The 19,470-nt window shown below is 65.1% G+C and carries 17 protein-coding genes; 5 read left to right on the top strand and 12 right to left on the bottom strand.

All coding sequences use genetic code 11. The features are described 5' to 3' along the window. The 3 genes from GGR43_RS18335 to GGR43_RS18325 are packed head-to-tail and all read left to right on the top strand — an operon-like array spanning position 1 to position 4,109. On the top strand, positions 1 to 2,601 hold the full coding sequence (locus tag GGR43_RS18335) for a molybdopterin-dependent oxidoreductase (protein ID WP_188073385.1): 2,601 nt from the start codon (positions 1 to 3) through the stop codon (positions 2,599 to 2,601). Further along, positions 2,594 to 3,445: a uroporphyrinogen-III C-methyltransferase gene (cobA, locus tag GGR43_RS18330; protein ID WP_188073384.1), complete on the top strand. Its 852-nt coding sequence runs from the start codon at positions 2,594 to 2,596 to the stop codon at positions 3,443 to 3,445. The genes GGR43_RS18335 and cobA overlap by 8 nt, the downstream gene beginning before the upstream one ends. Then, entirely contained in the window at positions 3,408 to 4,109 is a 702-nt protein-coding gene (locus tag GGR43_RS18325) for a glutamine amidotransferase (RefSeq protein ID WP_188073383.1), read from the top strand. Before cobA ends, GGR43_RS18325 begins: the two co-directional genes overlap by 38 nt. A 22-nt stretch (positions 4,110 to 4,131) precedes the next feature. On the opposite strand, the gene GGR43_RS18320 is transcribed toward GGR43_RS18325, so the two are convergent. The 6 genes from GGR43_RS18320 to GGR43_RS18295 all read right to left on the bottom strand — a co-directional run bounded on the left by GGR43_RS18320 (position 4,132) and on the right by GGR43_RS18295 (position 10,824). Beyond that, positions 4,132 to 5,241, bottom strand: a complete 1,110-nt coding sequence (locus GGR43_RS18320) for an aminotransferase (RefSeq protein ID WP_223177517.1) — start codon at positions 5,239 to 5,241, stop codon at positions 4,132 to 4,134. A 569-nt stretch (positions 5,242 to 5,810) separates the two neighbouring features. Continuing rightward, positions 5,811 to 7,232, bottom strand: coding sequence for an efflux transporter outer membrane subunit (locus tag GGR43_RS18315; RefSeq protein WP_188073381.1), 1,422 nt, complete (start codon positions 7,230 to 7,232; stop codon positions 5,811 to 5,813). Positions 7,233 to 7,234: 2 nt separating this feature from the next. Further along, positions 7,235 to 8,143 (bottom strand): efflux RND transporter periplasmic adaptor subunit, encoded by a 909-nt coding sequence (locus GGR43_RS18310; protein ID WP_062066109.1) that lies wholly within the window; start codon positions 8,141 to 8,143, stop codon positions 7,235 to 7,237. A gap of 10 nt (positions 8,144 to 8,153) precedes the next feature. Next, positions 8,154 to 8,366 (bottom strand): DUF1656 domain-containing protein, encoded by a 213-nt coding sequence (locus GGR43_RS18305; RefSeq protein WP_021244032.1) that lies wholly within the window; start codon positions 8,364 to 8,366, stop codon positions 8,154 to 8,156. Continuing rightward, the gene (locus GGR43_RS18300; RefSeq protein WP_188073380.1) at positions 8,363 to 10,345 is read right to left on the bottom strand and encodes an FUSC family protein; all 1,983 of its coding nucleotides are present in this window, start codon (positions 10,343 to 10,345) and stop codon (positions 8,363 to 8,365) included. Before GGR43_RS18300 ends, GGR43_RS18305 begins: the two co-directional genes overlap by 4 nt. Continuing rightward, positions 10,342 to 10,824 carry a MarR family winged helix-turn-helix transcriptional regulator gene (locus tag GGR43_RS18295; RefSeq protein WP_021244034.1) on the bottom strand — a complete coding sequence of 161 codons (483 nt, stop codon included), beginning with the start codon at positions 10,822 to 10,824 and terminating at the stop codon, positions 10,342 to 10,344. Before GGR43_RS18295 ends, GGR43_RS18300 begins: the two co-directional genes overlap by 4 nt. A gap of 109 nt (positions 10,825 to 10,933) precedes the next feature. Between GGR43_RS18295 and GGR43_RS18290 the strand changes: the two genes are divergently transcribed. Together GGR43_RS18290 and GGR43_RS18285 are read left to right on the top strand one after the other, a co-directional pair. Beyond that, the gene (locus GGR43_RS18290) at positions 10,934 to 11,674 is read left to right on the top strand and encodes a dienelactone hydrolase family protein (protein ID WP_021244035.1); all 741 of its coding nucleotides are present in this window, start codon (positions 10,934 to 10,936) and stop codon (positions 11,672 to 11,674) included. A gap of 32 nt (positions 11,675 to 11,706) precedes the next feature. After that, on the top strand, positions 11,707 to 12,570 hold the full coding sequence (locus GGR43_RS18285) for an alpha/beta fold hydrolase (protein ID WP_021244036.1): 864 nt from the start codon (positions 11,707 to 11,709) through the stop codon (positions 12,568 to 12,570). A gap of 282 nt (positions 12,571 to 12,852) precedes the next feature. Here the strand turns inward: GGR43_RS18285 and GGR43_RS18280 are convergent, their stop codons facing one another. The 6 genes from GGR43_RS18280 to GGR43_RS18255 all read right to left on the bottom strand — a co-directional run bounded on the left by GGR43_RS18280 (position 12,853) and on the right by GGR43_RS18255 (position 19,399). Beyond that, entirely contained in the window at positions 12,853 to 13,179 is a 327-nt protein-coding gene (locus GGR43_RS18280) for a DMT family transporter (protein WP_021244037.1), read from the bottom strand. Between the two features lie 93 nt (positions 13,180 to 13,272). Beyond that, positions 13,273 to 14,238, bottom strand: coding sequence for a nuclear transport factor 2 family protein (locus tag GGR43_RS18275; protein ID WP_021244038.1), 966 nt, complete (start codon positions 14,236 to 14,238; stop codon positions 13,273 to 13,275). Between the two features lie 55 nt (positions 14,239 to 14,293). Beyond that, a complete protein-coding gene (locus tag GGR43_RS18270) occupies positions 14,294 to 15,904 on the bottom strand; it encodes an acyl-CoA carboxylase subunit beta (RefSeq protein WP_021244039.1) in 1,611 nt (536 codons plus the stop codon). Further along, the gene (locus GGR43_RS18265) at positions 15,904 to 16,395 is read right to left on the bottom strand and encodes an acyl-CoA carboxylase biotin carboxyl carrier protein subunit (protein WP_021244040.1); all 492 of its coding nucleotides are present in this window, start codon (positions 16,393 to 16,395) and stop codon (positions 15,904 to 15,906) included. Before GGR43_RS18265 ends, GGR43_RS18270 begins: the two co-directional genes overlap by 1 nt. Then, positions 16,395 to 17,870 carry an acetyl-CoA carboxylase biotin carboxylase subunit gene (locus GGR43_RS18260; protein ID WP_021244041.1) on the bottom strand — a complete coding sequence of 492 codons (1,476 nt, stop codon included), beginning with the start codon at positions 17,868 to 17,870 and terminating at the stop codon, positions 16,395 to 16,397. The genes GGR43_RS18265 and GGR43_RS18260 overlap by 1 nt, the downstream gene beginning before the upstream one ends. After that, on the bottom strand, positions 17,867 to 19,399 hold the full coding sequence (locus GGR43_RS18255) for an AMP-binding protein (RefSeq protein WP_021244042.1): 1,533 nt from the start codon (positions 19,397 to 19,399) through the stop codon (positions 17,867 to 17,869). The genes GGR43_RS18260 and GGR43_RS18255 overlap by 4 nt, the downstream gene beginning before the upstream one ends. Positions 19,400 to 19,470 lie beyond the last annotated feature (71 nt).

Below are 19,470 nucleotides of genomic sequence, written 5' to 3'. Positions count from 1 at the left end.
ATGGCGGCGGCGGCACCCTCCGAAGGCGGAACCGTCCGCACCACCTGCGCCTATTGCGGCGTGGGCTGCGGGGTCGCCGCCACGCCGACGGGCGCGCGTTCCGCCCTCATCAGGGGCGACGCCGCGCATCCGGCCAATAGCGGGCGGCTCTGTTCCAAGGGCACCCATCTGGGCGAGACGATCGGGTTGGAGGGGCGGCTGCTCTATCCGGAGATCGGCGGGCGGCGGGTAGGCTGGGACGCCGCCATCGCCCATGTCGCGGACCGCTTTTCCGCCACCATCGCCGAGCATGGGCCGGACAGCGTCGCCTTCTACGTCTCCGGCCAGTTGCTGACCGAGGATTATTATGTCGCCAACAAGCTGATGAAGGGCTTTATTGGCTCGGCCAATATCGACACCAACAGCCGGCTGTGCATGGCGAGCGCGGTCGCGGCGCACAACCGGGCGTTCGGCGAGGATGTGGTGCCCTGCTCCTATGCCGATCTGGAGGCGGCGGAGCTGATCGTGCTGGTTGGCTCCAACACCGCATGGTGCCACCCGATCGTCTGGCAGCGCATAGAGGCGGCGCGGGCGGCGACTGGTGCCAAGCTGGTGGTGATCGACCCCCGCCGCACCGAAACGGCCGAGCGCGCCGACCTGCATCTGCCGGTCCGCCCCGATGGCGACATCGCGCTGTTCAACCGGCTGCTCGCCGACCTGCGCGCGCGGGGCGTGCTGGACGAGGCATTTCTGCGCGACCGGGTTGCGACGCCTGACGGTTTTTGGGAAACGCTCGACACCGGCGGCGACGATGGGCTGGACGCGGCCGACCGCGCCGCCTTCTTCGATCTGTTCGCCGCCCATCCGCGCACGGTGACGCTGTTCAGCCAGGGCGCGAACCAGTCGGTCTGCGGCACCGACAAGGGCAATGCGATCATCAACGTCCATCTGGCGACGGGCCGCATCGGCACGCCCGGCGCGGGGCCGTTCAGCATCACCGGCCAGCCCAATGCGATGGGCGGGCGCGAGGTCGGCGGGCTGGCCTCGACGCTCGCCGTGCATATGGGCTTCAGCGAAGCGGAGCGGGACCGCGCGCAGCGCTTCTGGAACGCGCCGACCATCTGCGCCGGGCCGGGCCTCAAGGCTGTGGAGATGTTCGAGGCGGTCGCGGATGGGCGGATCAAGGCGATCTGGATCATGGCCACCAACCCCGCCGTTTCCATGCCCGATGCGGGCGCGGTGCGGGCGGCGCTGGCGGCCTGCCCGCTCGTCGTCGTGTCCGATTGCATCGCCGACACCGACACCGCGCGGTTCGCCCATGTGAAGCTGCCCGCGCTCGGCTGGGGCGAGAAGGACGGCACCGTCACCAACAGCGAGCGCGTTCTCTCCCGCCAGCGCCGCTTTCTGGCCGCGCCGGAAGAGGCGCGGGCGGACTGGGATATCATTGCCTCCGTCGCGCGGGCGATGGGGTGGGGCGACGCCTTCGCCTACACCCATGCCGCGCAGATCTTCCGCGACTATGCGGCGCAGACCGCGTTCGAGAATGACGGCGCGCGCCTGCTCGACCTGGGGGGCCTCGCCGGGATCGGGGAAGAGGACTATGAGGCTCTGGAGCCGTTCCAATGGGGCGGGCTTTCCCCCTTTGCCGATCGGCCGTTCTCCACGCCCGACGGCAAGGCGCGGCTGATCGCGGTGAAGCCGCCGCAGCCGAGGATGGACGCCGATTTCCCGCTGCGCCTCAACACCGGGCGCTATCGCGACCAATGGCATACGATGACGCGCACCGGCCTCAGCCCGCGCCTGTCGGCCCACCGGCCCGAACCATTGGTCGAAATCCACCCCGACGACGCGCTGGCGCACGGCATCTTCGACGGCGGGCTGGCGCGGGTGGAAAGCCGCGCGGGCGCGAGCATCTACCGCGTCGCCGTCACCGATACGCAGGCGCGCGGCACCCTGTTCGTGCCGATGCACTGGACCGACAGCCTGTCGTCGGGCGGGCGCACGGGTCGCCTGCCCTCGCGCGATCGCGATCCGGTTTCCGGCCAGCCCGGCTTCAAGAACCATGGCGCGCGGATCGGCGCCTACAGCCCGGAATGGCGCGCCTTTCTGGTCGGCGCGCACGCCCCGCGTCACATGGGCGCCGCCTATTGGACCCGCTCCCGCGTGGCGGGCGGCTGGCTGACCGAGCTGGCGGGCGATGGCGAGCCGGATATAGCCGCGCTGCTGCCCGAAGGGCGGCGGATGGAGGCGATGGACATCAGGCGCGGCATGGTCCGCGCGGTGGTGCTGGACGAGGACGGGCGCCTGATCGCCGCGCTGTTCCTCACCCGCAACGGCGTGCTGCCACCGCGCGCATGGATCTCAGCGCAGCTCGGCCGCAAGGAGACGCGGAGCGCGGAGCTGCTTGCAGGGCGGGCGGCGACCCCCGCGCCCGACATGGGGCCGATCGTCTGCGTCTGCTTCGATGTCGGCATGAAGACCATCCTCGCCGCGATCGGCGGCGGCGGGCTGCTCACCGTCGAGGCGGTGGGACAGGCGGTGCGCGCGGGCACCAATTGCGGATCCTGCCGCCCTGCCATCGCCAAATTGCTCGAACCCGAAAGGAGGCTCGCCCATGGCTGAACCATCGATTGCCGCAGGGGAAGTATGGCTGGTGGGCGCGGGGCCGGGCGACCCCGACCTCCTCACCCGCAAGGCGGAAAGGCTGCTGCGCGCCGCCGACATCGTCTTTTACGATGCGCTGGTCGGCCCCGGCGTGCTGGACCTGATCCCGAACCATGTCGAGCGCGTCAGCGTGGGCAAGCGGTCCGGCCGCCACAGCAAGGATCAGCGCAGCATCAACGACCTGATCGTCCGCGCCGCGCTGGCCGGGCGGAAGGTGGTGCGGCTGAAAGGGGGCGATCCTTCGATCTTCGGCCGCTCGGCGGAGGAGATGGCGGCGCTGGCCGCGCACGGCATAAGCGCGCATGTCTGCCCCGGCATCACCGCCGCCTCCGCCGCCTCGGCCAGCCTTGGCCTGTCGCTGACGCTGCGGGGGCTGGCGCGCAAGCTGGTGTTCGTGACCGCCCATGCGCGGGACGGCGACAGGCTCGATCTCGACTGGTCGGCGCTGGCCGATCCGGGGGCGACGCTGGCGATCTACATGGGCAAGGCGAGCGCGGCAATGCTCTCCCGCCGCCTGATCGCGGCGGGGCTGCCGTCCTCCACCCCGGTGGTCGCGGTCGAAAATGCCAGCCTGCCGGGCGAGCGCCATGTCGGCACGCGGCTCGACCTGCTGGAAATCGCGGTGCGTTCGCTGGGCGAGGGGCCGGTCGTGCTGCTGGTCGGGGAGGCGATGGGCGCTGCCTCCGCCCCGACAAGCGGATTTGTCTATCCACAAGAAAGACTTTCTTCCCTGCCGCCACGGGCCGAATATATCATCCTCCCTCATGAAAAAGGGCCTCATCATTCGCCATGTCCCGCATGAGGGTATTGCGGGGTTTCGTCATCCGATCGAAGAAGCAGGCTATGAGCTGGATCGCATCGACGTCGCCGATCCCGCCTTCGCCGATCTCGACCTGCGGGAGCCGGACCTGCTCATCATGATGGGTGGGCCGATGGGCGTTTATGAGCAGGATCGCTATCCGTGGATCGCCTGCCAGCTGCGGCGGCTGAAATTGCGGCTGGAGGCGGACAGGCCGACGCTGGGCGTCTGCTTCGGCGCGCAGATGATCGCCGCCGCGCTGGGCGGGCATGTCTATGAAGGGCCGCGCAAGGAAGTCGGCTTCCACCCGATCCGCCTCAACGATGCGGGCCGCGCCTCGCCCTTGCGCTATCTGGAGGAGGTGCCGGTGCTGCATTGGCACGGCGACACCTTCACCCTGCCCGACAGCGTGGAGCTGCTGGGGTCGAGCCATGTCTACGAATATCAGGCGTTCCGGCGCGGATCCAACCTGTTGGCGCTGCAATTCCATGCCGAGATGGGCGAGGATGAGCGCTTCCACGAGTGGATGAACCAATGGCCCGAAGCAGTGGCCGAGGCCGGGGAGAGCGACGATTCCATGCGCGCCATCCATGACGAACTGGGGCCGCAGGCGGTCGCGGCGGGCCGGTCGATGATCGGGCAATGGCTGGACGAACTGCCCTGCTGATCCGGGCCGGGCGCCTTAGGGCCTAGCCCAGCGCGCTGCGGAAGGCGGCCAGCCGCCCTACCGCCTCGTCCAGCACCTCGGGCGCCTTGGTGAAGCAGAAGCGGACATAGCGGGTTTCCGCGTCGCGTTCGTAAAAGGCGGAGAGCGGAATGGCGGCGACGCCGGCCTCGCGCACCAGCCTTTCGCAAAAGGTGCTGTCGTCCATCGCGATGCCGGATTGCGTCAGGTCGACCAGCAGGAACCAGGTGGCGGGGCCTTCCTGCACCGCATAGCCCGCGCGCGCCAGCCCTTCGGCCAGACGGCTGCGCCCCGCCGCATGCAGACGGCGATGCCCGGCATGCCAGGCGGGCGGCAGCGCCAGCCCCTCGGCAACCGCCCATTGCAGCGCGGGCGGGGTGGTGAAGGTCAGATATTGGTGCATGCGCCCGATCGCCTCGGCCAGCGGCGGCGCGGCGCAGGCCCAGCCGACCTTCCAGCCGGTGAGCGAGAATATCTTGCCCGCCGAGCCGATCTTCACCGCCCGCTCGCGCAGCGCCGCCATGGCGAGCGGGGATCGGTGCGCGCCCTCACCGAACAGCATCGCCTCCCACACCTCGTCGCAGAGGAGGAGGAGGTCGTGGCGCTCGCACAGATCGGCGAGGAAGTGCCATTCCTCCGCGTCGATCAGACTGCCGGTCGGGTTGTGCGGGCTGTTGAGCACCAGCATCCGCGTGCGCCGGCCAAGCTGATCCTCGATGCTGTCGAGCGGCAGGCGCCAATGCGGCGGGATCAGGTTGACGAGGCGGGGCACGCCGCCCGCCCGGCGCACCAGCGGCGCATAGGCATCGTAGAGCGGCTGAAAGAGGATCACCTCGTCGCCCGGATCGAGCAGCGCCAGCAGCGCGGCGGCCAGTGCCTCGGTCGCGCCGGAGGTGATGACGACCTCTTCCGGCGCGATGTCGAGACGCTGATGCGCGGCATAATAGCCCGCCACGGCGGCGCGCAGTTCCGGCAGCCCGCGCATCGGCGGATATTGGCTCGATTTTTCGATCAGCGCGCGGGCGGCGGCCTCCAGCAGCGGCGCGGGGCCGGGACCGTCCGGAAAGCCTTGCCCCAGATTGATCGCGCCAAGATCCCGCGCAAGGCCGGACATGGTTTCGAATATCGTGGTTCCCAATCGTGCGATATCGCGGTTCACCGGCGCTTCCTGTGCTGTCGATACGACAGGAGATGCGGGATCGGCGCGCGGGGATCAACGGAAATGAAGGGGAGGGGGATTTTTCCTGGCCGGGGCCCGATATCGGGCATTGCGCCATGGAAATGGTGACCCCTACGGGACTCGAACCGGATTTTCAGGGCGCTACAGGGGATCAGAGGGGAAATAAACCTCTATTTTTCAACAACCGACTTACCCTGGATTGCCCTCCATTACCCTAAATGTGCCACGAAATGTGCCACGGCGGAGGGTCCGTTCAATCCTCGGTGATTCCAGGGGCTGATGACAGAATGCGATCGCTGTTTGTCTCCGAGCAAACTGCGTGCTTCTACCGCAATACTGATCGCTCGAGTCTGACGCTTCTCACGCCGACGGCATTGAGTCTGGATGCACGGCCTTGACCACGAAGCAGCCGATGCAATCAGCTCTATGGTGATCGATCATCGGAAACGATGAACCGCGCTGCGAACCAAAAATCCAAGAAACCGCATAGCTTGTCTCTTTGTCTATTGTTCCCATCCCCCGCCCAAGGCTAAAAATACCCGGACTCTATCGTTCGCAATCGTAGCGCTTGACGCTGCTAGCGCCGATTCGGCGGCAGCGAGGCTTCTTTCGGCATCGAGCAGGTCGAGGCCCGTTCCCAAGCCGCCGCGAGTCATTCGCGTCTGCAGGCCGAAGGCTTTGCGGTTCTCATCGCGCGCAATCTTGAGTTTTGCGTTCTGCTCGAGGTCGCGCGCATAGGTGCTAAGCGCGGTTTCCACTTCGCGCAAAGCAGACAGGACGCTGCCGTCAAATGCCGCCAGCGCCCCGCGAGAGGCGGCGTCGGCCTCCACGATTCGCGCCCGTGCCACCCCCCGGTTAGGGAATGTCCAGGAGATCAGCGGTCCCAGGCTGAACCTGAACGCCGAACTATCGAACAGATTGCCGACGCCGCGCGACGTCGTGCCCAGCGATGCGCCGAAGCTGACGCTCGGATAGAGTTCGGCCGTGGCCACGCCCATGCGCGCGGTCGCCGCCGCGAGTTGGCGCTCGGCCTGGCGGATATCAGGTCGCCGCCGGATTAGTGCCATTCCGTTGCCTATCGGCAGCGGCTGGTCGATGGTCGGGATTATCTGGCAGCTCGCGAGGCCGGGAGGATAGTCTTCGGGTGCCCTGCCGAGCAGCACGGCGAGACTGTAGAGGGCCGCCTTGCGGTCCGCTTCCAGCGGCGGCAACGCCGCTTCCAGCTGCGCCAGGAGCGCACGGGAGCGCATAGCATCAAGCGGGGTGTAGAGGCCTGCGCGCACGCCACGGTCGGTGAGCGCAAGACTTTGCCGCTGCAACTCCATCGAGCGGCGTGCGACGACCAGCCGCGCACCGGCGGCACAAGCGTCGGAATAGGCTCCGACCACGCCCGCAATGACTGTGGTACGCGCAAGATCATAGGCAGCCGCCTGCGCCTGGGCATCGGCATCCGCCGCTTCGATGGTGCGCCGGATCCGACCCACCACGTCCAGTTCGTAGGAGATCCCGACGCCTGCATCGAATGTTGCATGAGTTCCCGCTGGTGATCCGAGACCGAGATTGGAGGTCTCTCCCGCGGAGGCGCCACCATTTACCGACGTCTGGACATGGGCGCTTGCCCGTATCTCCTGGACGATCGCCTGCGCGCGTTCGAGATTGGCCGCGGCAATCCGCAGATCGGTATTGGCTCGAATGGCTTCCTCGACGAGCGCGTCGAGTTGGGGAATGGCATAGAGCCGCCACCAACGGTCCGGCAACGGCTCAGCGGCAAAGGCCGGCGAATTCCCCTCGGCGAAGGCGGTCGGTTTCTCTGCTATCCCTGCCGGCGGAGGCGGCGCGTGATAGTCCGGGCCGACAGTGGCGCAACCCGCCAACATCAGCGCGCCCGCGAAGGCCCATGATCCCCTCGTGCCGAGACGCTTCATTGTCATGCGCCCAGACCGACCGTGCGTGCATCCCCCGCGCTATCAAGCGACACCGTGACCGTTCGTCCCGCGATCAGGTCGATGCCGGGAGGAACCTTGTCGATGGCGATCCGCACCGGGACGCGCTGGGCAAGCCTGACCCAGCTGAAGGTCGGGTTGACGTTGGCGAGCAGTGTGCCCGAGGCAGTCGTTCGCTCGCGATCGTCAATGCCGGCTGACCGACCCTCGACATGACCGGAGAGGGGGCGGTCCTCACCCATAACGCGGATGGTCACCCGCGCGCCCGGATGGATATGCGAAAGCTTGGTTTCCTCGAAATAGCCCGCCACATAGTAACTGTCCGAATCGACCAGCGCCATCACTGGCTGGCCGGCGGTGGCATAGGCACCGGGACGAAGCGAGAAGTTGGTGACGATACCGTTGACGGGCGCACGCACCTCAGCGCGTTCGAGATTGATACGGGCAAGATCGCGATCGGCGATCGCCTGCGCATAGCGGGCGCGGGCCTCCTCTGCGGCGGAGCGGCGGTCGTCGCGCTGCTGACCCGAGACGATGTCGGCAAGGCCCTGATAGCGCCGGTTCTCACGCTCGGCCGCATTCAATGTGGCGCGGGCGGTGGCGACCGCCGCTTCCGTCTGCTGGAGGGCGTTGCGCAAGCGGACATGATCGATCGTGAACAATATCTCGCCGCGCCTCACGACCTGATTGTCACGGACATGCACCTGTTCGACCCGGCCGGATACGTCGGCGGCCAGTGGAACCACATCGGCCCGGATCTTTCCATCTCGCGTCTGGGGGGCGTAAGTATAGTAATTATAGAGCTGCCAGAAGACGAGCACCGCGACGCCCAGCACGAGCAGGGTAAGGAGCGGCTTGAGCAGGCGCAGGATCGTATCGCGGTCAATGGTCATGGCGTGTGCTTCAGGATGAGGTGACCAGGCGCAACGCGAGAAACGCGGCGCCGGTCAGGATGAGGAAGAGGGAAGTATCGAACAGCGGTCGCTGCCAGACGAGGCGATAGAAACCCGCGGCTTCGAGCAATAGCGAGACGAGCAGGCGGGCGGCAAAGCCGATGCCGACGCAGAGGAGCAGCGGCGAGAGGAAGATGCCGGCAATATCGATCTCTCCGATCATCGGGAGGGCTCCCACGCCGGTGCGCGTTCGAACAGGGCGATACGCAATCCCGCAAGGGCATGGATAACGCGGTCCGGCCGGTCTCCTGGAACCCTGTGCTCGAACCATAGCCGGTCCAGGGCATCATCGATCATCGTGAGCAGCCGCGACGACGGCTGCGGCGCATCGAACTCGGCGCGGAACTGGTCGAGCACGCTATCGGTCGCCGCGCGGGCTGCGGGCGGAAGCGCTTTCCCGATCATACGCAGGTCGGCGACGTTCACGCCGACACGAAGGCGGGAGAGCAGGCTCGCGCTGCGTTCGATCTGTCCCGTCGCGGCAAGCCGGGCGGTCATGACGGCGATGCGATCGAGCGCCCTCTGGACATAGCTGTCCCGTATTCTCTGGTTTGCCGAGCGGCTGAGCCGGGCGATGTCTCGCGCTTCCTTGCGCAGGAAACGCTGAAGCTGATGCTGGACGCCCCAGCTTCTGAACAGCCCCGCGCCCAGAAAGGCGACATAGACACCCAAAAGGCTGGCAAGGCCGGTCTCGAGGAAGGCCCCGAAATCGAACGGAGAATAATGGCCCTGGAGGTTGATGTTGCTGAGGCCGTAGGCCAGCACGAGGGTCGCCATCGGATTGCCTGCCGCCCATGCTCCGAGCGGCAGCATGAACAGACCCATGACGAGCGCAAATGCCGCAAAATCATTGGCGAGCGGCAGAAGGCCATAGCAGAGCAGCCCGGCAAGCGTCAGCGCGAGCACCGCGAAGCGGCCGAACATCGCGATCGCCTTGCCTGGCTCGTCGCCGCCTCCAAAGAAGGCCAGCGCGACGGTGCTGAGCAGCACGGCATTCGCGCCCTGATGCCAGCCCGTCATGTACCAGAGACCGCAAAGCAGCGCATAGGAAACGAGAATGCCCCCCGCCAACCTGCTGGCGTGATCGAAGTCTGGGATCAGCGGGAAGGCGCGGGTTTCCCTGACCTGTCCGGCGAGCGCCGGCGTCAGCACCGCTTTCCCGTCGAGCACCGCCTCGATCCGGCGCACCTCGCTCCAGAGCGTGAGCCCTTCAGTGAGCATCCCAGCCAGCGAATCGTGCACGAGTTGCTGCCAGCGCCTGCCGGGCCCGGCATCGAGCGGAACCGCCCGCACATCGTCCGCAAGTCCCGCCGGCGGTTCGGCACCAGTTGCAAGGCAGGCGCTCGCAGCCGCCAGACTGGGCCGGAGCGCTTCACGCTCCGCCTCGCTGAGCCCGGCGATCCGGCTGCCGATCGCCGAGAGCAAAGGGATCATGCGGAGCAGACGCTGCTGGATCGCAAGCGCATGGCGCAATTCCGAGCGGCTGATCGTTGGATCGTAGCGCAACGTACTGATGAGCTGCGAGAGCGAGGTGATGTCGGCCAGCGTCTTCAGCCGATCATGTTCGCCCTTTGCATCCGCCTCATGTCCGTCGAAGATGTCCCTGGCCCAATTCTCCATGTCCGGCAGCCAGCGATGGATGCTCGCGCGCAGGGTCCCGCCGAGCGACCGCGGCATGACGATGGCATCGACGATCGTGGTCGAAAGAATCCCAAGCGCGATTTCGCTGACCCGCGCCACCACCGTGTCGAAGCTCGTCTCCGGATGGTCCACGCCGGCGACAGCGACCAGCATGAGTGTGATCGAGAAAAGCTGGAAACCATAGCTGCGGGGCGTGCGATCGAGAAACGATAGGCCAAAGCCCATGGTCGCGACGATCCCTGCGGCCGCCACGAGCAGCAGCGGCGTGCTCGCAAACATTGCCACCAGCCCGAGAGTGACTATGCCTGCGCAGAATGTTCCTGCGAAGCGATAGACGGCCTTTGACCGGATCGCGCCCGACATCGGGTTCATGCACACGCAGCAGGTGACAAGCGCCCAATAGGGGTTGGGCAGGCCAATCCGCACGGCAAGCGCGAAGGCGATCATGCCGGCAACGAACAGCTTGGCGGAAAAGATCAGTTGGTCGGCGCTGACCTTCATCGGCCCGAACGCTCCTGCTGCAGGTATTGACCGATGCGCGCCTCGAACAGACGGAGCGTCCGGGTCGTCGTCTCAATGTCCTGAGACGGCAAATCCCCGAGGATCCCGGCCCGCAGCTCGTCGACTGCCTTCTCCATCTTGCGGGCTATTTCGCGGCCCTTGGGCAAGGCCTGGATGATTTTGGCGCGGCGGTCGTCCGGAGAATCGCGGCGCTCGAGCAGATCGGCCGCTTCCGCCTGGTCGAGGATGCGGACCATGGCGCCCGGGTTTACCCCGACTTCCTCGGCCAGCGCGTTCTGCCTGATGCCTTCCTCTCCACGGCGCGCAGCCAGGATCAGAGCCGACGTCAGCGATGCCGGAAGCCCGAAGTCAGCCAAGGCCATGTTGACCGCCTGAACCCAGATGCGCCGCACTGGCTGCAACGCGTTGGTGAATTCAAAAAGCGTCGCCGCGCTGACTACGGATCGGTGGGTTGGCATGGACGTCCCTGTAGACCGACGTGTCTATATATTCAATAGGCAACGGTTGCCTTTGCAACATATTTGGCTATGAACGCCTATCTACGCTCATGTTGAAGGAGGATTGGCCATGAGCCAGGAGCAGCTTCAAATCGAGACCGGCGAGGGCAACTGCCCCGCCTATTTTTTCACGCCGGACGGGGCGGGCCCCTGGCCGGGCGTGATCTTCTGCATGGACGGGTTCGGCATCCGCCCAACGCTGTTCTCGATGGCGCAACGGCTCGCCGACAGCGGCTACGCCGTCTTGCTGCCCGACTTCTATTATCGCGCAGGTCCATATGGACCGCTTGTGCCCGCGGAGGTTTTCGCGAGTGGTGACCTCATGGGCGCCATCGGTCACTTGCTGGCTTCCACCGACAACCATCGGGCGGCACGGGACGCGGAGGCGTTCATCACGTTGCTTGACGAACGACCTGATGTTGTCGGCCCTCGATATGGCGTAACCGGCTATTGCATGGGGGGCGGCATCGCGCTGTCGATCGCCGGAAGCTGGCCGAAATACATTGCCGCTGCGGCGAGCTTTCACGGCGGCAATCTCGCAACGGACGCGGATACCAGCCCGCACCTGCTGGCGCCTTCGATCAGTGCGCGGGTCTATGTCGCCGGCGCCGACAAGGATGATTTGTACCCGCCCGAAATGGCCGAGCGTTTGGAAAAGGCGCTGACGGATGCTGGCGTGGACCATCGATGCGAGATTTACAGCGGAGCGCTGCACGGGTTCACCATGGCTGACTTTCCCGTGTTCGATGTAGCGGCCGCGGAAAGGCACTGGCGAGAGCTTGTCGGGCTTTTCGATGGTTCGCTGCGTTAGGCAATGTCAGCATCGCCAACAACGGGACGGCTATGGCACATATGATGGAACAGCGGCGTTTCCTCACACCCGATGGTTTGACGCTGATCGGAGATGTCGGCGGACCGCCCGATGCGCCGACTGTCATTCTGCTGCACGGCGGCGGCCAGACGCGACACAGCTGGGCCGGTGCGACGAACCAGCTTGCCGATCGAGGCTATTTCGTCGTGAACTACGACGCTCGCGGACATGGGGACAGCGACTGGTCTCCCGATGGGGACTATTCGCTTCCCGCGCTTGCTTCAGATCTGGGCGCGGTCCTGTCGACAGTTTCCCGGCCTGTAGCGCTGGTCGGCGCTTCCATGGGTGGAATGACGAGCTTCTATGCCATTGGTAGGGCGTCTCGATCTGTCGCGGATTTGCTCGTCATGGTTGACATCGTTCCGCGGCCGGCAGCGGAAGGTACGGAGAAAATCCGGCGGTTCATGAAGGCTCACCCACATGGGTTCAGCGATCTCGATGAGGCGGCCAACGCCGTGTCCGCCTATAATCCGCAGAGAAGGCGCCCTTCGGACCCGAGCGGCTTGATGAAGAATCTCCGTCTGCGCGACGACGGACGTCTTTACTGGCACTGGGATCCGCGCTTTCTCGAAAGCCTCCCCAACTCGGAACCGCCGTCCTTCGCAGACGATATGGAACGGGTCAGCGGCAATGTCACGCTGCCTACGCTGCTGGTCCGCGGAGGGCAGAGCGATATTGTCGACGATGAAGGTGTGGTCAGCATGTGCAGGCTCGTGCCGCAGACGGAGGTTCGGGATGTGCCGAAGGCCGGACATATGGTCGCCGGCGATCGAAACGATGTCTTCAACGATATCGTGATCGATTTCCTGCAGCGGCACATACCGTCATTCGGATGATGCGGGGTGCCGCATGAACGGAAGGTGGAAGGCTTGCGGCTCAGCGCTGGAGCATTTGTCATGACGGCCGTCCAATCAGTCGGATTGAAACGTCACATCGAGACTGCCGGCCTCAGCGCTGCTGGTGAGATTCAACTCAGGCGGGCGGCCGCTGGCTCATAAATGTCCGCCAGTTTGAGCAACCCCGCTCTTTGTCCACGACGCACGGCAGAGCCCTCGCATCGAACTGGCTGAGCCGGATACGTCCCCTGACCGTCACCGCTTCCGATGCTGCCTTCGACTTCAAGTGCGCTTGATGGATAATTGAAGAACCAGCACGCCGGCTATGATGAGACTGATCCCAAACATAGCCGTGAGACTCAGGCGCTGCTGATATACGATCCAGCCAATCAGGGTGAGCAGGGCAATCCCGACGCCGCTCCAGATCGCATAAGCGATACCCAGCGGGATAGTCTTCAAAGACATCGCCAGCGCGCTGAAGGCGACGATGTAACCCAGGATCGACACTAACGCCCACACGGGGCGGGAGAAGCCATCGCTTGCCTTCAACGCGGAAGTCGCGATGACTTCCGCGCCTATGGCCAGGGCAAGAAGCAGATAGGCTTTCATTTGTCTGCGATCATGGGGAGTGCTGTCGGGAAGCTTTGCAACGAGCGCAGACGTCATGCGGGATGTGCATTAGCGTTTCCCCTGCCTTCAACGTCACGAAGCCAAGATTGCCGGGTCGAACCCTTCCTCCCAATAGTGTGGACGGACAATGGGAAGGCCGAGTGCCGCGAAGGCGCGATTGTCCTCCCAATAGGTCGATTCCAGCACGATCTTCCCGCTATTATCGAACTCGAGGAAGGTGGAACCGAGCGTGCTGATCGTTTTCCCGCCCGTCGCAATGCCACGATAGCTTTCGGCGCCCTCGATCTGGACGTTCCAGTGGATGAGGCCCCTGCGTTCGTTACCGAGATATTCGGTCGCCGTGAAACGATAGCGACCATTCTCGCCGGCCGCGATGCCGCCCAGATTGCGGACCAGCATTTCGGTATCGGTGAACGTGTCGTTTTCATGATCGTCAATTTTCGACCAGTCCGACGAAAAGAAGTCGGCGTAAAGCGCACGCAGCACATGGATGTCGCCGCCGAGCGCATTGCACCAGTCCTGCGCGAATTCGAGCGTTCCGGCGGGAGCCCCGCTCAGTTTGACATCCGCCGAACGGGCAGGCCCTTCGTGCGGTTTGCCGGTGAGGATCTTGGTCGGGCTGACGGGGCCTACGGCGCGCAGGACCGCAGCGGCATCCCACCAGGAGGATTCCCGCTTGATGAAGCCGTCCTTGTAGATGTGGAATGTATGCCCCTGGGTCGTGAAGGGCTTGTCCTTGACGTCGAGGCCGATGAACATGGCCGCATCCTCGGGTCCCCATTCCCAACGCAGGAGCCCGAAATTCTCATCGCCGATATAGGAGCGCATCCTGAAATTGTGGATGCCGACGCCATTGGTGCGATCCTTGTTGGCGTAGGGGACGAACAGCCGGTGAAGGTCCGCCTGGTTGTCGATGTTGTGCTGGTCGAGCATCACATCCTCGAAGACGAAGTCGTCGCCTGGCCCATATAGGCTGCAGATCGCTTCCGGGCTGTGCCTGAAGGCTTTCAGCCATTTCACGCAAAATGAATAATGCATCGTCCTGCTCCTTCCGTGCGACGAGCGTTGCGCTCGATAATCCGATGTGTCGGCATTACATCCTGAAGACCCCGTATCGCGGTTCGGGGATGGGGGTGTTGAGCGCGGCGCTGAGCGCGATCGCAATGGTTTCTCGGGTGGCGAGCGGATCGATGACGCCATCGTCCCACAGTTCGGAGGTGGCATACCAGGCACTGGACGAACGCTGATATTCCGCGATCACGGGCTCGCGGATGGCCGCGATCTGCTCATCGGTAAGCGCGCCGCCTTCTCGTTCCATCTGCCTGATCTTGACCGTGGTCAGCACGCCAGCGGCCTGCTCGGCACCCATCACGGCCACCTGCGAGCGCGGCCAGGAGAACATGAAGCGCGGATCGAAGGCACGGCCGTTCATGCCGTAGGTTCCGGCCCCGAAGGAGGCGCCGCAATTGATCGAGATCTTCGGGACCGAGGCGCCGGACACCGCCATGATCATCTTGGCGCCGTCCTTGGTGATCCCTCGCCGCTCATATTCGCGGCCGACCATGAAGCCGGTGATGTTCTGCAGGAACAGGAGCGGCGTGCGGTTCTGATCGCACAGCTCGATGAAGTGCGCACCCTTCAGCGCACTGTCGCTGAACAGCACGCCGTTGTTGGCGAGGATGCCGACCTGCTGGCCCCAGATGCGGGCATAGCCGCAGATGAGGGTGGTGCCGTAGCCCGGCTGATATTCGTGGAAGCGGCTGCCGTCGACGATGCGGGCGATCACCTCGCGCATGTCGAACTGGACGCGGCCATCGGCGGGCAGGATGCCGTAAAGCTCCGCCGGGTCATAGGCGGGCGGTTCGGGATCGATCGCCGGCTCGCCAGCCTTGGGTTGCCTGCGCCATTGCGCGACGATCTCTCGCGTGATCGCGATGCCGTGCAGCTCGTTGTCGGCCGGATAGTCGGCAACCCCGGAAACCGACGTGTGCATGTCCGCGCCGCCCAGCTCGTCGACGGTGACATCTTCCCCGGTCGCCGCCTTCACCAGCGGCGGACCGCCGAGGAAGATCGCGCCCGTGCCGCGCACGATCACGGAATAGTCGCTGAGCGCGGGGATATAGGCCCCGCCCGCCGTGCAGTTGCCAAGGACAAGCGCCACCTGGGGCACACCCATCTTCGAGAGGGTGGACTGGTTGCGGAAGATGCGCCCCGCGCCGTAGCGATCGGCGAAGAATTGGGCCTGGAGCGGGAGGAAGCCGCCGGCGCTGTCGCACATATGCACGACCGGTAGACGGTTCTCGATCGCGATGTCGAGGGCGCGGACGATCTTCTTGACCGACATGGGATACCAGGCGCCGCCCTTGACGCTGCTGTCGTCGGCGCGGATCACCACTTCCTTGCCTGAGACGATGCCGATTCCGACAAGCTGGCCGGCGCCCGGCGCATCCTCGGCATAGGGTGTTTCGCCTGCCGCCAGCGTGGACAGTTCGAGAAAGGGCGTGCCGGGGTCGAGCAGTTGCTCGAGCCTGGCGCGGACCGTCATCTTGCCTTGGCGTTCGAGCCGCTGAAGGTCGCGTTCGGGACGAATGGTGCGGACCGCGTGCTGGCGCCTCTCCAGTTCCGCCGCAAGCGCGCGATTATGCTCGACATTGGCGAGAAAGGCGGCGTCGCGGGGATCGATCCGGCTGTGAATGCGGCGCATCATGCGTCCTCTCCCAGCGGAGCGAGCGTGACGAGCGGCGCGTCGCGCTCGAACGACTGCGAGAGTGTGACGTGGACCGCTTCGACAACGCCGTCGCGCGATGCGCGGATGGCCGTTTCAAGTTTCATGCTTTCGATCACCAGCAATATGTCGCCTTCCATGACGGTCTGCCCGGCTTCGCTCGACACGCCAACGACAGCGCCGGGCATGGGCGCGCGCACCGTATCTTCCGATCCACTTGCCGCTCCGGCCGCATGGCGCAGGACGGCATCCTTGAAGAGCAGCTCATGGGACTCGCCGTTCCAGTGGATGAAAAGCCTGTCACCTTGCCCGGCGATGTGGACGGGGCCCTGGCTGTCGCCTGCGCGCAGCAAGCCGTTGTCGAGGGAAATCGCGACATCGCCGCCGTCGAAGCGCAGGATGTAGCCGTCAGCCGTTCTCGACAGCCAGATCAGATGGTCATGGCCATCCAGTTCGATACAATGCCGCATCAGTTCCTCCATCCGCCGATGGCGGCGTGAAGCGGGGGAACCGCGTTCGCGGCATCGAGGACAGGGCGGGCCGAAAGCGCCGCCGCCGCCAGCAGGGCGCGGACCGTGGCGCCATCCACAGCCGGGTCGGCCGCCAGTTCGGGTTTCTCACCGATCAGGCCCGTATGTATGGCGCCGGCGCGCACATCGGGATCGGCGAGCAAGCGTCGCAGATAGGCGATATTGGTGCGGCACCCCAGAATGACGAAATCGGCGAGCGCGGCATCGGCCTTGTCGAGCGCCGCTTCGCGGTTCGCCGCATGGACGATGAGCTTGGCGATCATCGGGTCGAAGGCCGCCGTCACGGCGCCACCCTGTTCCACGCCGGAATCGATCCGCACGCCGGCGCCGCCGGGCGGAATCATCGTCAGCAAAGGGCCGGTCGTGGGTGCGAAGTCGCGCGCGGCGTCCTCCGCATAAACGCGGACCTCAATGGCATGGCCGTTGATAGCAAGTGCGTCCTGGCCGTAGCCCAGCGGTTCGCCCGCGGCTACGCGGAGCTGTTCGGCGATGAGATCGGTGCCGGTAATCTCCTCGGTGACGGGATGCTCGACCTGGATGCGGGTGTTCATTTCGAGGAAGTAGAACTCGCCCCTGCCGTAGATGAACTCGACCGTCCCCGCGCCGACATAGCCCGCCGCCCGCGCGATACCGGCGGCCACCTCGCAGATGCGCTCCCGCTCATCGGCGCTCAGCGTGGGGGAAGGGGCTTCTTCCACCACCTTCTGGAAACGGCGCTGGAGCGAGCATTCGCGCTCGAAGAGATGCACGACATTGCCGTGCGTATCACCCAACACCTGAACCTCGATGTGGCGGGGACGCTCGACATAGCGTTCGGCGAACAGCCGGCCATCGCCGAAATAGCGTTGTCCCTCGTTGCGACCGCGCTCGATCTCCTCTTCGAGAAGGGCAAGATCGCGCACGATGCGCATGCCCTTGCCGCCGCCGCCGGCCGAGGGCTTGATGAGCAACGGGGCGCCGACCGCGCGAGCGCGTTCCACGAAGGTCGCGGGGTCATCGTCCTCGATCGCGGACGGCGCGACCGGGAAGCCCCGGCTTTCCACGAAATTGCGCGCGCGCACCTTGTCGCCCATCAAATCGATGGTTTCGGGCCGGGGGCCGATGAAGGCGATGCCCGCTTCCTCGCAGGCCCTCGCGAACCCTGCATTCTCCGACAGGAAACCGTAGCCCGGATGGATCGCATCCGCGCCGGATTCCTTGGCCGCCGCGATAATCTGCGCGCCGTCGAGATAGGCCGCCACTGGCGTTGCGCCGGTGATTTCCACTGCGGTGTCGGCCTGCTTCACCGCCGGCGTCTGCGCGTCGACGGCATGATGCACGGCGACGCCCTTAAGACCGGCCTTGTGGACGGAGCGGAGGATGCGAACGGCGATTTCGCCGCGATTGGCGATCAGGACTTTTGTGATCTTCGTCATGCGCCCGCCTTTGCGAGATACGCGGCGCGTAGCGCCTTCTTGTAGAGTTTCCCGTTCTCCTGGCGCGGCAGTTCTCGGGCGAGGTCGAAGGAACGGGGTACCTTGATCGGCGATAGATGAGCGCGGCAATGCGCGGTGAGCATCTCGACAAAGGCGGTTTCGTTCTCCGGCCACTCGGTCGGTTGGACAACCGCTTTCACTTCCTCGCCGAACTCCTCGTTGGGAACGCCGAACACGGCAACATCCGCGATCGCCGGATGCACTGAAAGCAGGTCCTCGATCTCCTTGGGATAGACGTTCACCCCGCCTGTGATGATCATGAAATCCTTGCGGTCGGAGAGATAGAGATAGCCTTCCTCATCGAGCCGGCCCATGTCGCCCATGGTGATCCAGCCTTCGCGATGATAGACCGAGGCGGTCTTTTCCGGGTCGTTGTGGTAGGCGATCTGCGGTCCGTTGCCGAAATAGATCTGGCCGATTTCGCCCTGGGCCAGTTCCTCGCCATCATCGCCGACGATATGGATTTCGCCCAGCACCGGACGTCCCACGGACCCAGGATGCGCCAGCCACTGTTCGGTGTCGATCGCGGTATAGCCGATCGCTTCCGATCCGGCGTAGAACTCGTGGACGATCGGTCCCCACCAGTCGATGAGCTGGCGCTTCAATTCCGGGGGGCAAGGGGCTGCTGCGTGAACCGCGACCCGGTGACTGGAAAGGTCATATTGGGCCTTCACCTCGTCCGGCAGACGGACCATGCGGCTCAGCATGGTCGGCACCCATTGGCTGTGCGTCACATGATAGCGGTCGATGGCGGCCAGCGCCTGTTCGGCATCGAACTTGGTCATGATGACGTTGGTGCCGCCGATGCGGTGGATGGCGAGCGTATATTTGAGCGGGGAGCCGTGGTAGAGCGGCGCGGGGCACAGATAGACGCTGTCGGGCGTGAAGCTATAGAGTTTGGCGAGCAGCACCGAAAGCGGATCGGCTTCGTCGCGCGTGCGGCCGAGCTTGGGCAGGATGCCCTTGGGCCGCCCGGTGGTGCCTGACGAATAGAGCATGTCGGCGCCCGCTGGGGTGTCGGAACTGGTTTCAAGCGGCGTCTGGCCTTCGATCAGCGCCGTGACGGACAGGAAGCGATCATTCGCCTCGCCGGTGGTGAACCAGTGGCTGACCGGCGTTTCCCAGCCCTGCAACTCCGCCATCAGCGGCTCATATTCCGGCGCCGTGACGACAAGGCGGGCGTCGCTGTCGGTGAGGATATGCGCCACTTCCGCATGCTGAAGGCGAGTGCTGATCGGCGTCCAGTAGAGGCCCGCGAGCCATGCGCCCCAGCCTATGGGATGATACCAGATGCCGTTGGGGAGCATGAGGGCGATATGATCGCCGGGTTGAAGGCCCAGCGCGCGGAAGGCCGAAGCGATCTTCCCCGCCGTGTCGGCCAGTTCGCCATAGGTCATCGTGACGCCGCTTTCCGCGATGATCGTGGCGAGGGCGTCGGGTTTTTCCTTTGCGACCAGGAACGGGTTCATGAGAAGTCACCGCGCATGGCTAATCCATCCTCTCCGATTCTTTGACTGTGCATTAGATGAAATGTTCAATT

This window comes from Sphingobium jiangsuense, from assembly GCF_014196495.1.
Taxonomy (GTDB): domain Bacteria; phylum Pseudomonadota; class Alphaproteobacteria; order Sphingomonadales; family Sphingomonadaceae; genus Sphingobium; species Sphingobium jiangsuense.
Note: the sequence above shows the minus strand (reverse complement) of the source record. Positions and strands in the feature narration are given on the sequence as shown.

What these genes read in the sequence shown, in the direction of transcription:
- GGR43_RS18335 (WP_188073385.1), top strand. Translation starts at nt 1, where the DNA reads ATGGCGGCGGCGGCACCCTCCGAAGGCGGAACCGTCCGCACCACCTGC.
- cobA (WP_188073384.1), top strand. Translation starts at nt 2,594, where the DNA reads ATGGCTGAACCATCGATTGCCGCAGGGGAAGTATGGCTGGTGGGCGCG.
- GGR43_RS18325 (WP_188073383.1), top strand. Translation starts at nt 3,408, where the DNA reads ATGAAAAAGGGCCTCATCATTCGCCATGTCCCGCATGAGGGTATTGCG.
- GGR43_RS18320 (WP_223177517.1), bottom strand. Translation starts at nt 5,241, where the DNA reads ATGTCCGGCCTTGCGCGGGATCTTGGCGCGATCAATCTGGGGCAAGGC.
- GGR43_RS18315 (WP_188073381.1), bottom strand. Translation starts at nt 7,232, where the DNA reads ATGAAGCGTCTCGGCACGAGGGGATCATGGGCCTTCGCGGGCGCGCTG.
- GGR43_RS18310 (WP_062066109.1), bottom strand. Translation starts at nt 8,143, where the DNA reads ATGACCATTGACCGCGATACGATCCTGCGCCTGCTCAAGCCGCTCCTT.
- GGR43_RS18305 (WP_021244032.1), bottom strand. Translation starts at nt 8,366, where the DNA reads ATGATCGGAGAGATCGATATTGCCGGCATCTTCCTCTCGCCGCTGCTC.
- GGR43_RS18300 (WP_188073380.1), bottom strand. Translation starts at nt 10,345, where the DNA reads ATGAAGGTCAGCGCCGACCAACTGATCTTTTCCGCCAAGCTGTTCGTT.
- GGR43_RS18295 (WP_021244034.1), bottom strand. Translation starts at nt 10,824, where the DNA reads ATGCCAACCCACCGATCCGTAGTCAGCGCGGCGACGCTTTTTGAATTC.
- GGR43_RS18290 (WP_021244035.1), top strand. Translation starts at nt 10,934, where the DNA reads ATGAGCCAGGAGCAGCTTCAAATCGAGACCGGCGAGGGCAACTGCCCC.
- GGR43_RS18285 (WP_021244036.1), top strand. Translation starts at nt 11,707, where the DNA reads ATGGCACATATGATGGAACAGCGGCGTTTCCTCACACCCGATGGTTTG.
- GGR43_RS18280 (WP_021244037.1), bottom strand. Translation starts at nt 13,179, where the DNA reads ATGAAAGCCTATCTGCTTCTTGCCCTGGCCATAGGCGCGGAAGTCATC.
- GGR43_RS18275 (WP_021244038.1), bottom strand. Translation starts at nt 14,238, where the DNA reads ATGCATTATTCATTTTGCGTGAAATGGCTGAAAGCCTTCAGGCACAGC.
- GGR43_RS18270 (WP_021244039.1), bottom strand. Translation starts at nt 15,904, where the DNA reads ATGCGCCGCATTCACAGCCGGATCGATCCCCGCGACGCCGCCTTTCTC.
- GGR43_RS18265 (WP_021244040.1), bottom strand. Translation starts at nt 16,395, where the DNA reads ATGCGGCATTGTATCGAACTGGATGGCCATGACCATCTGATCTGGCTG.
- GGR43_RS18260 (WP_021244041.1), bottom strand. Translation starts at nt 17,870, where the DNA reads ATGACGAAGATCACAAAAGTCCTGATCGCCAATCGCGGCGAAATCGCC.
- GGR43_RS18255 (WP_021244042.1), bottom strand. Translation starts at nt 19,399, where the DNA reads ATGAACCCGTTCCTGGTCGCAAAGGAAAAACCCGACGCCCTCGCCACG.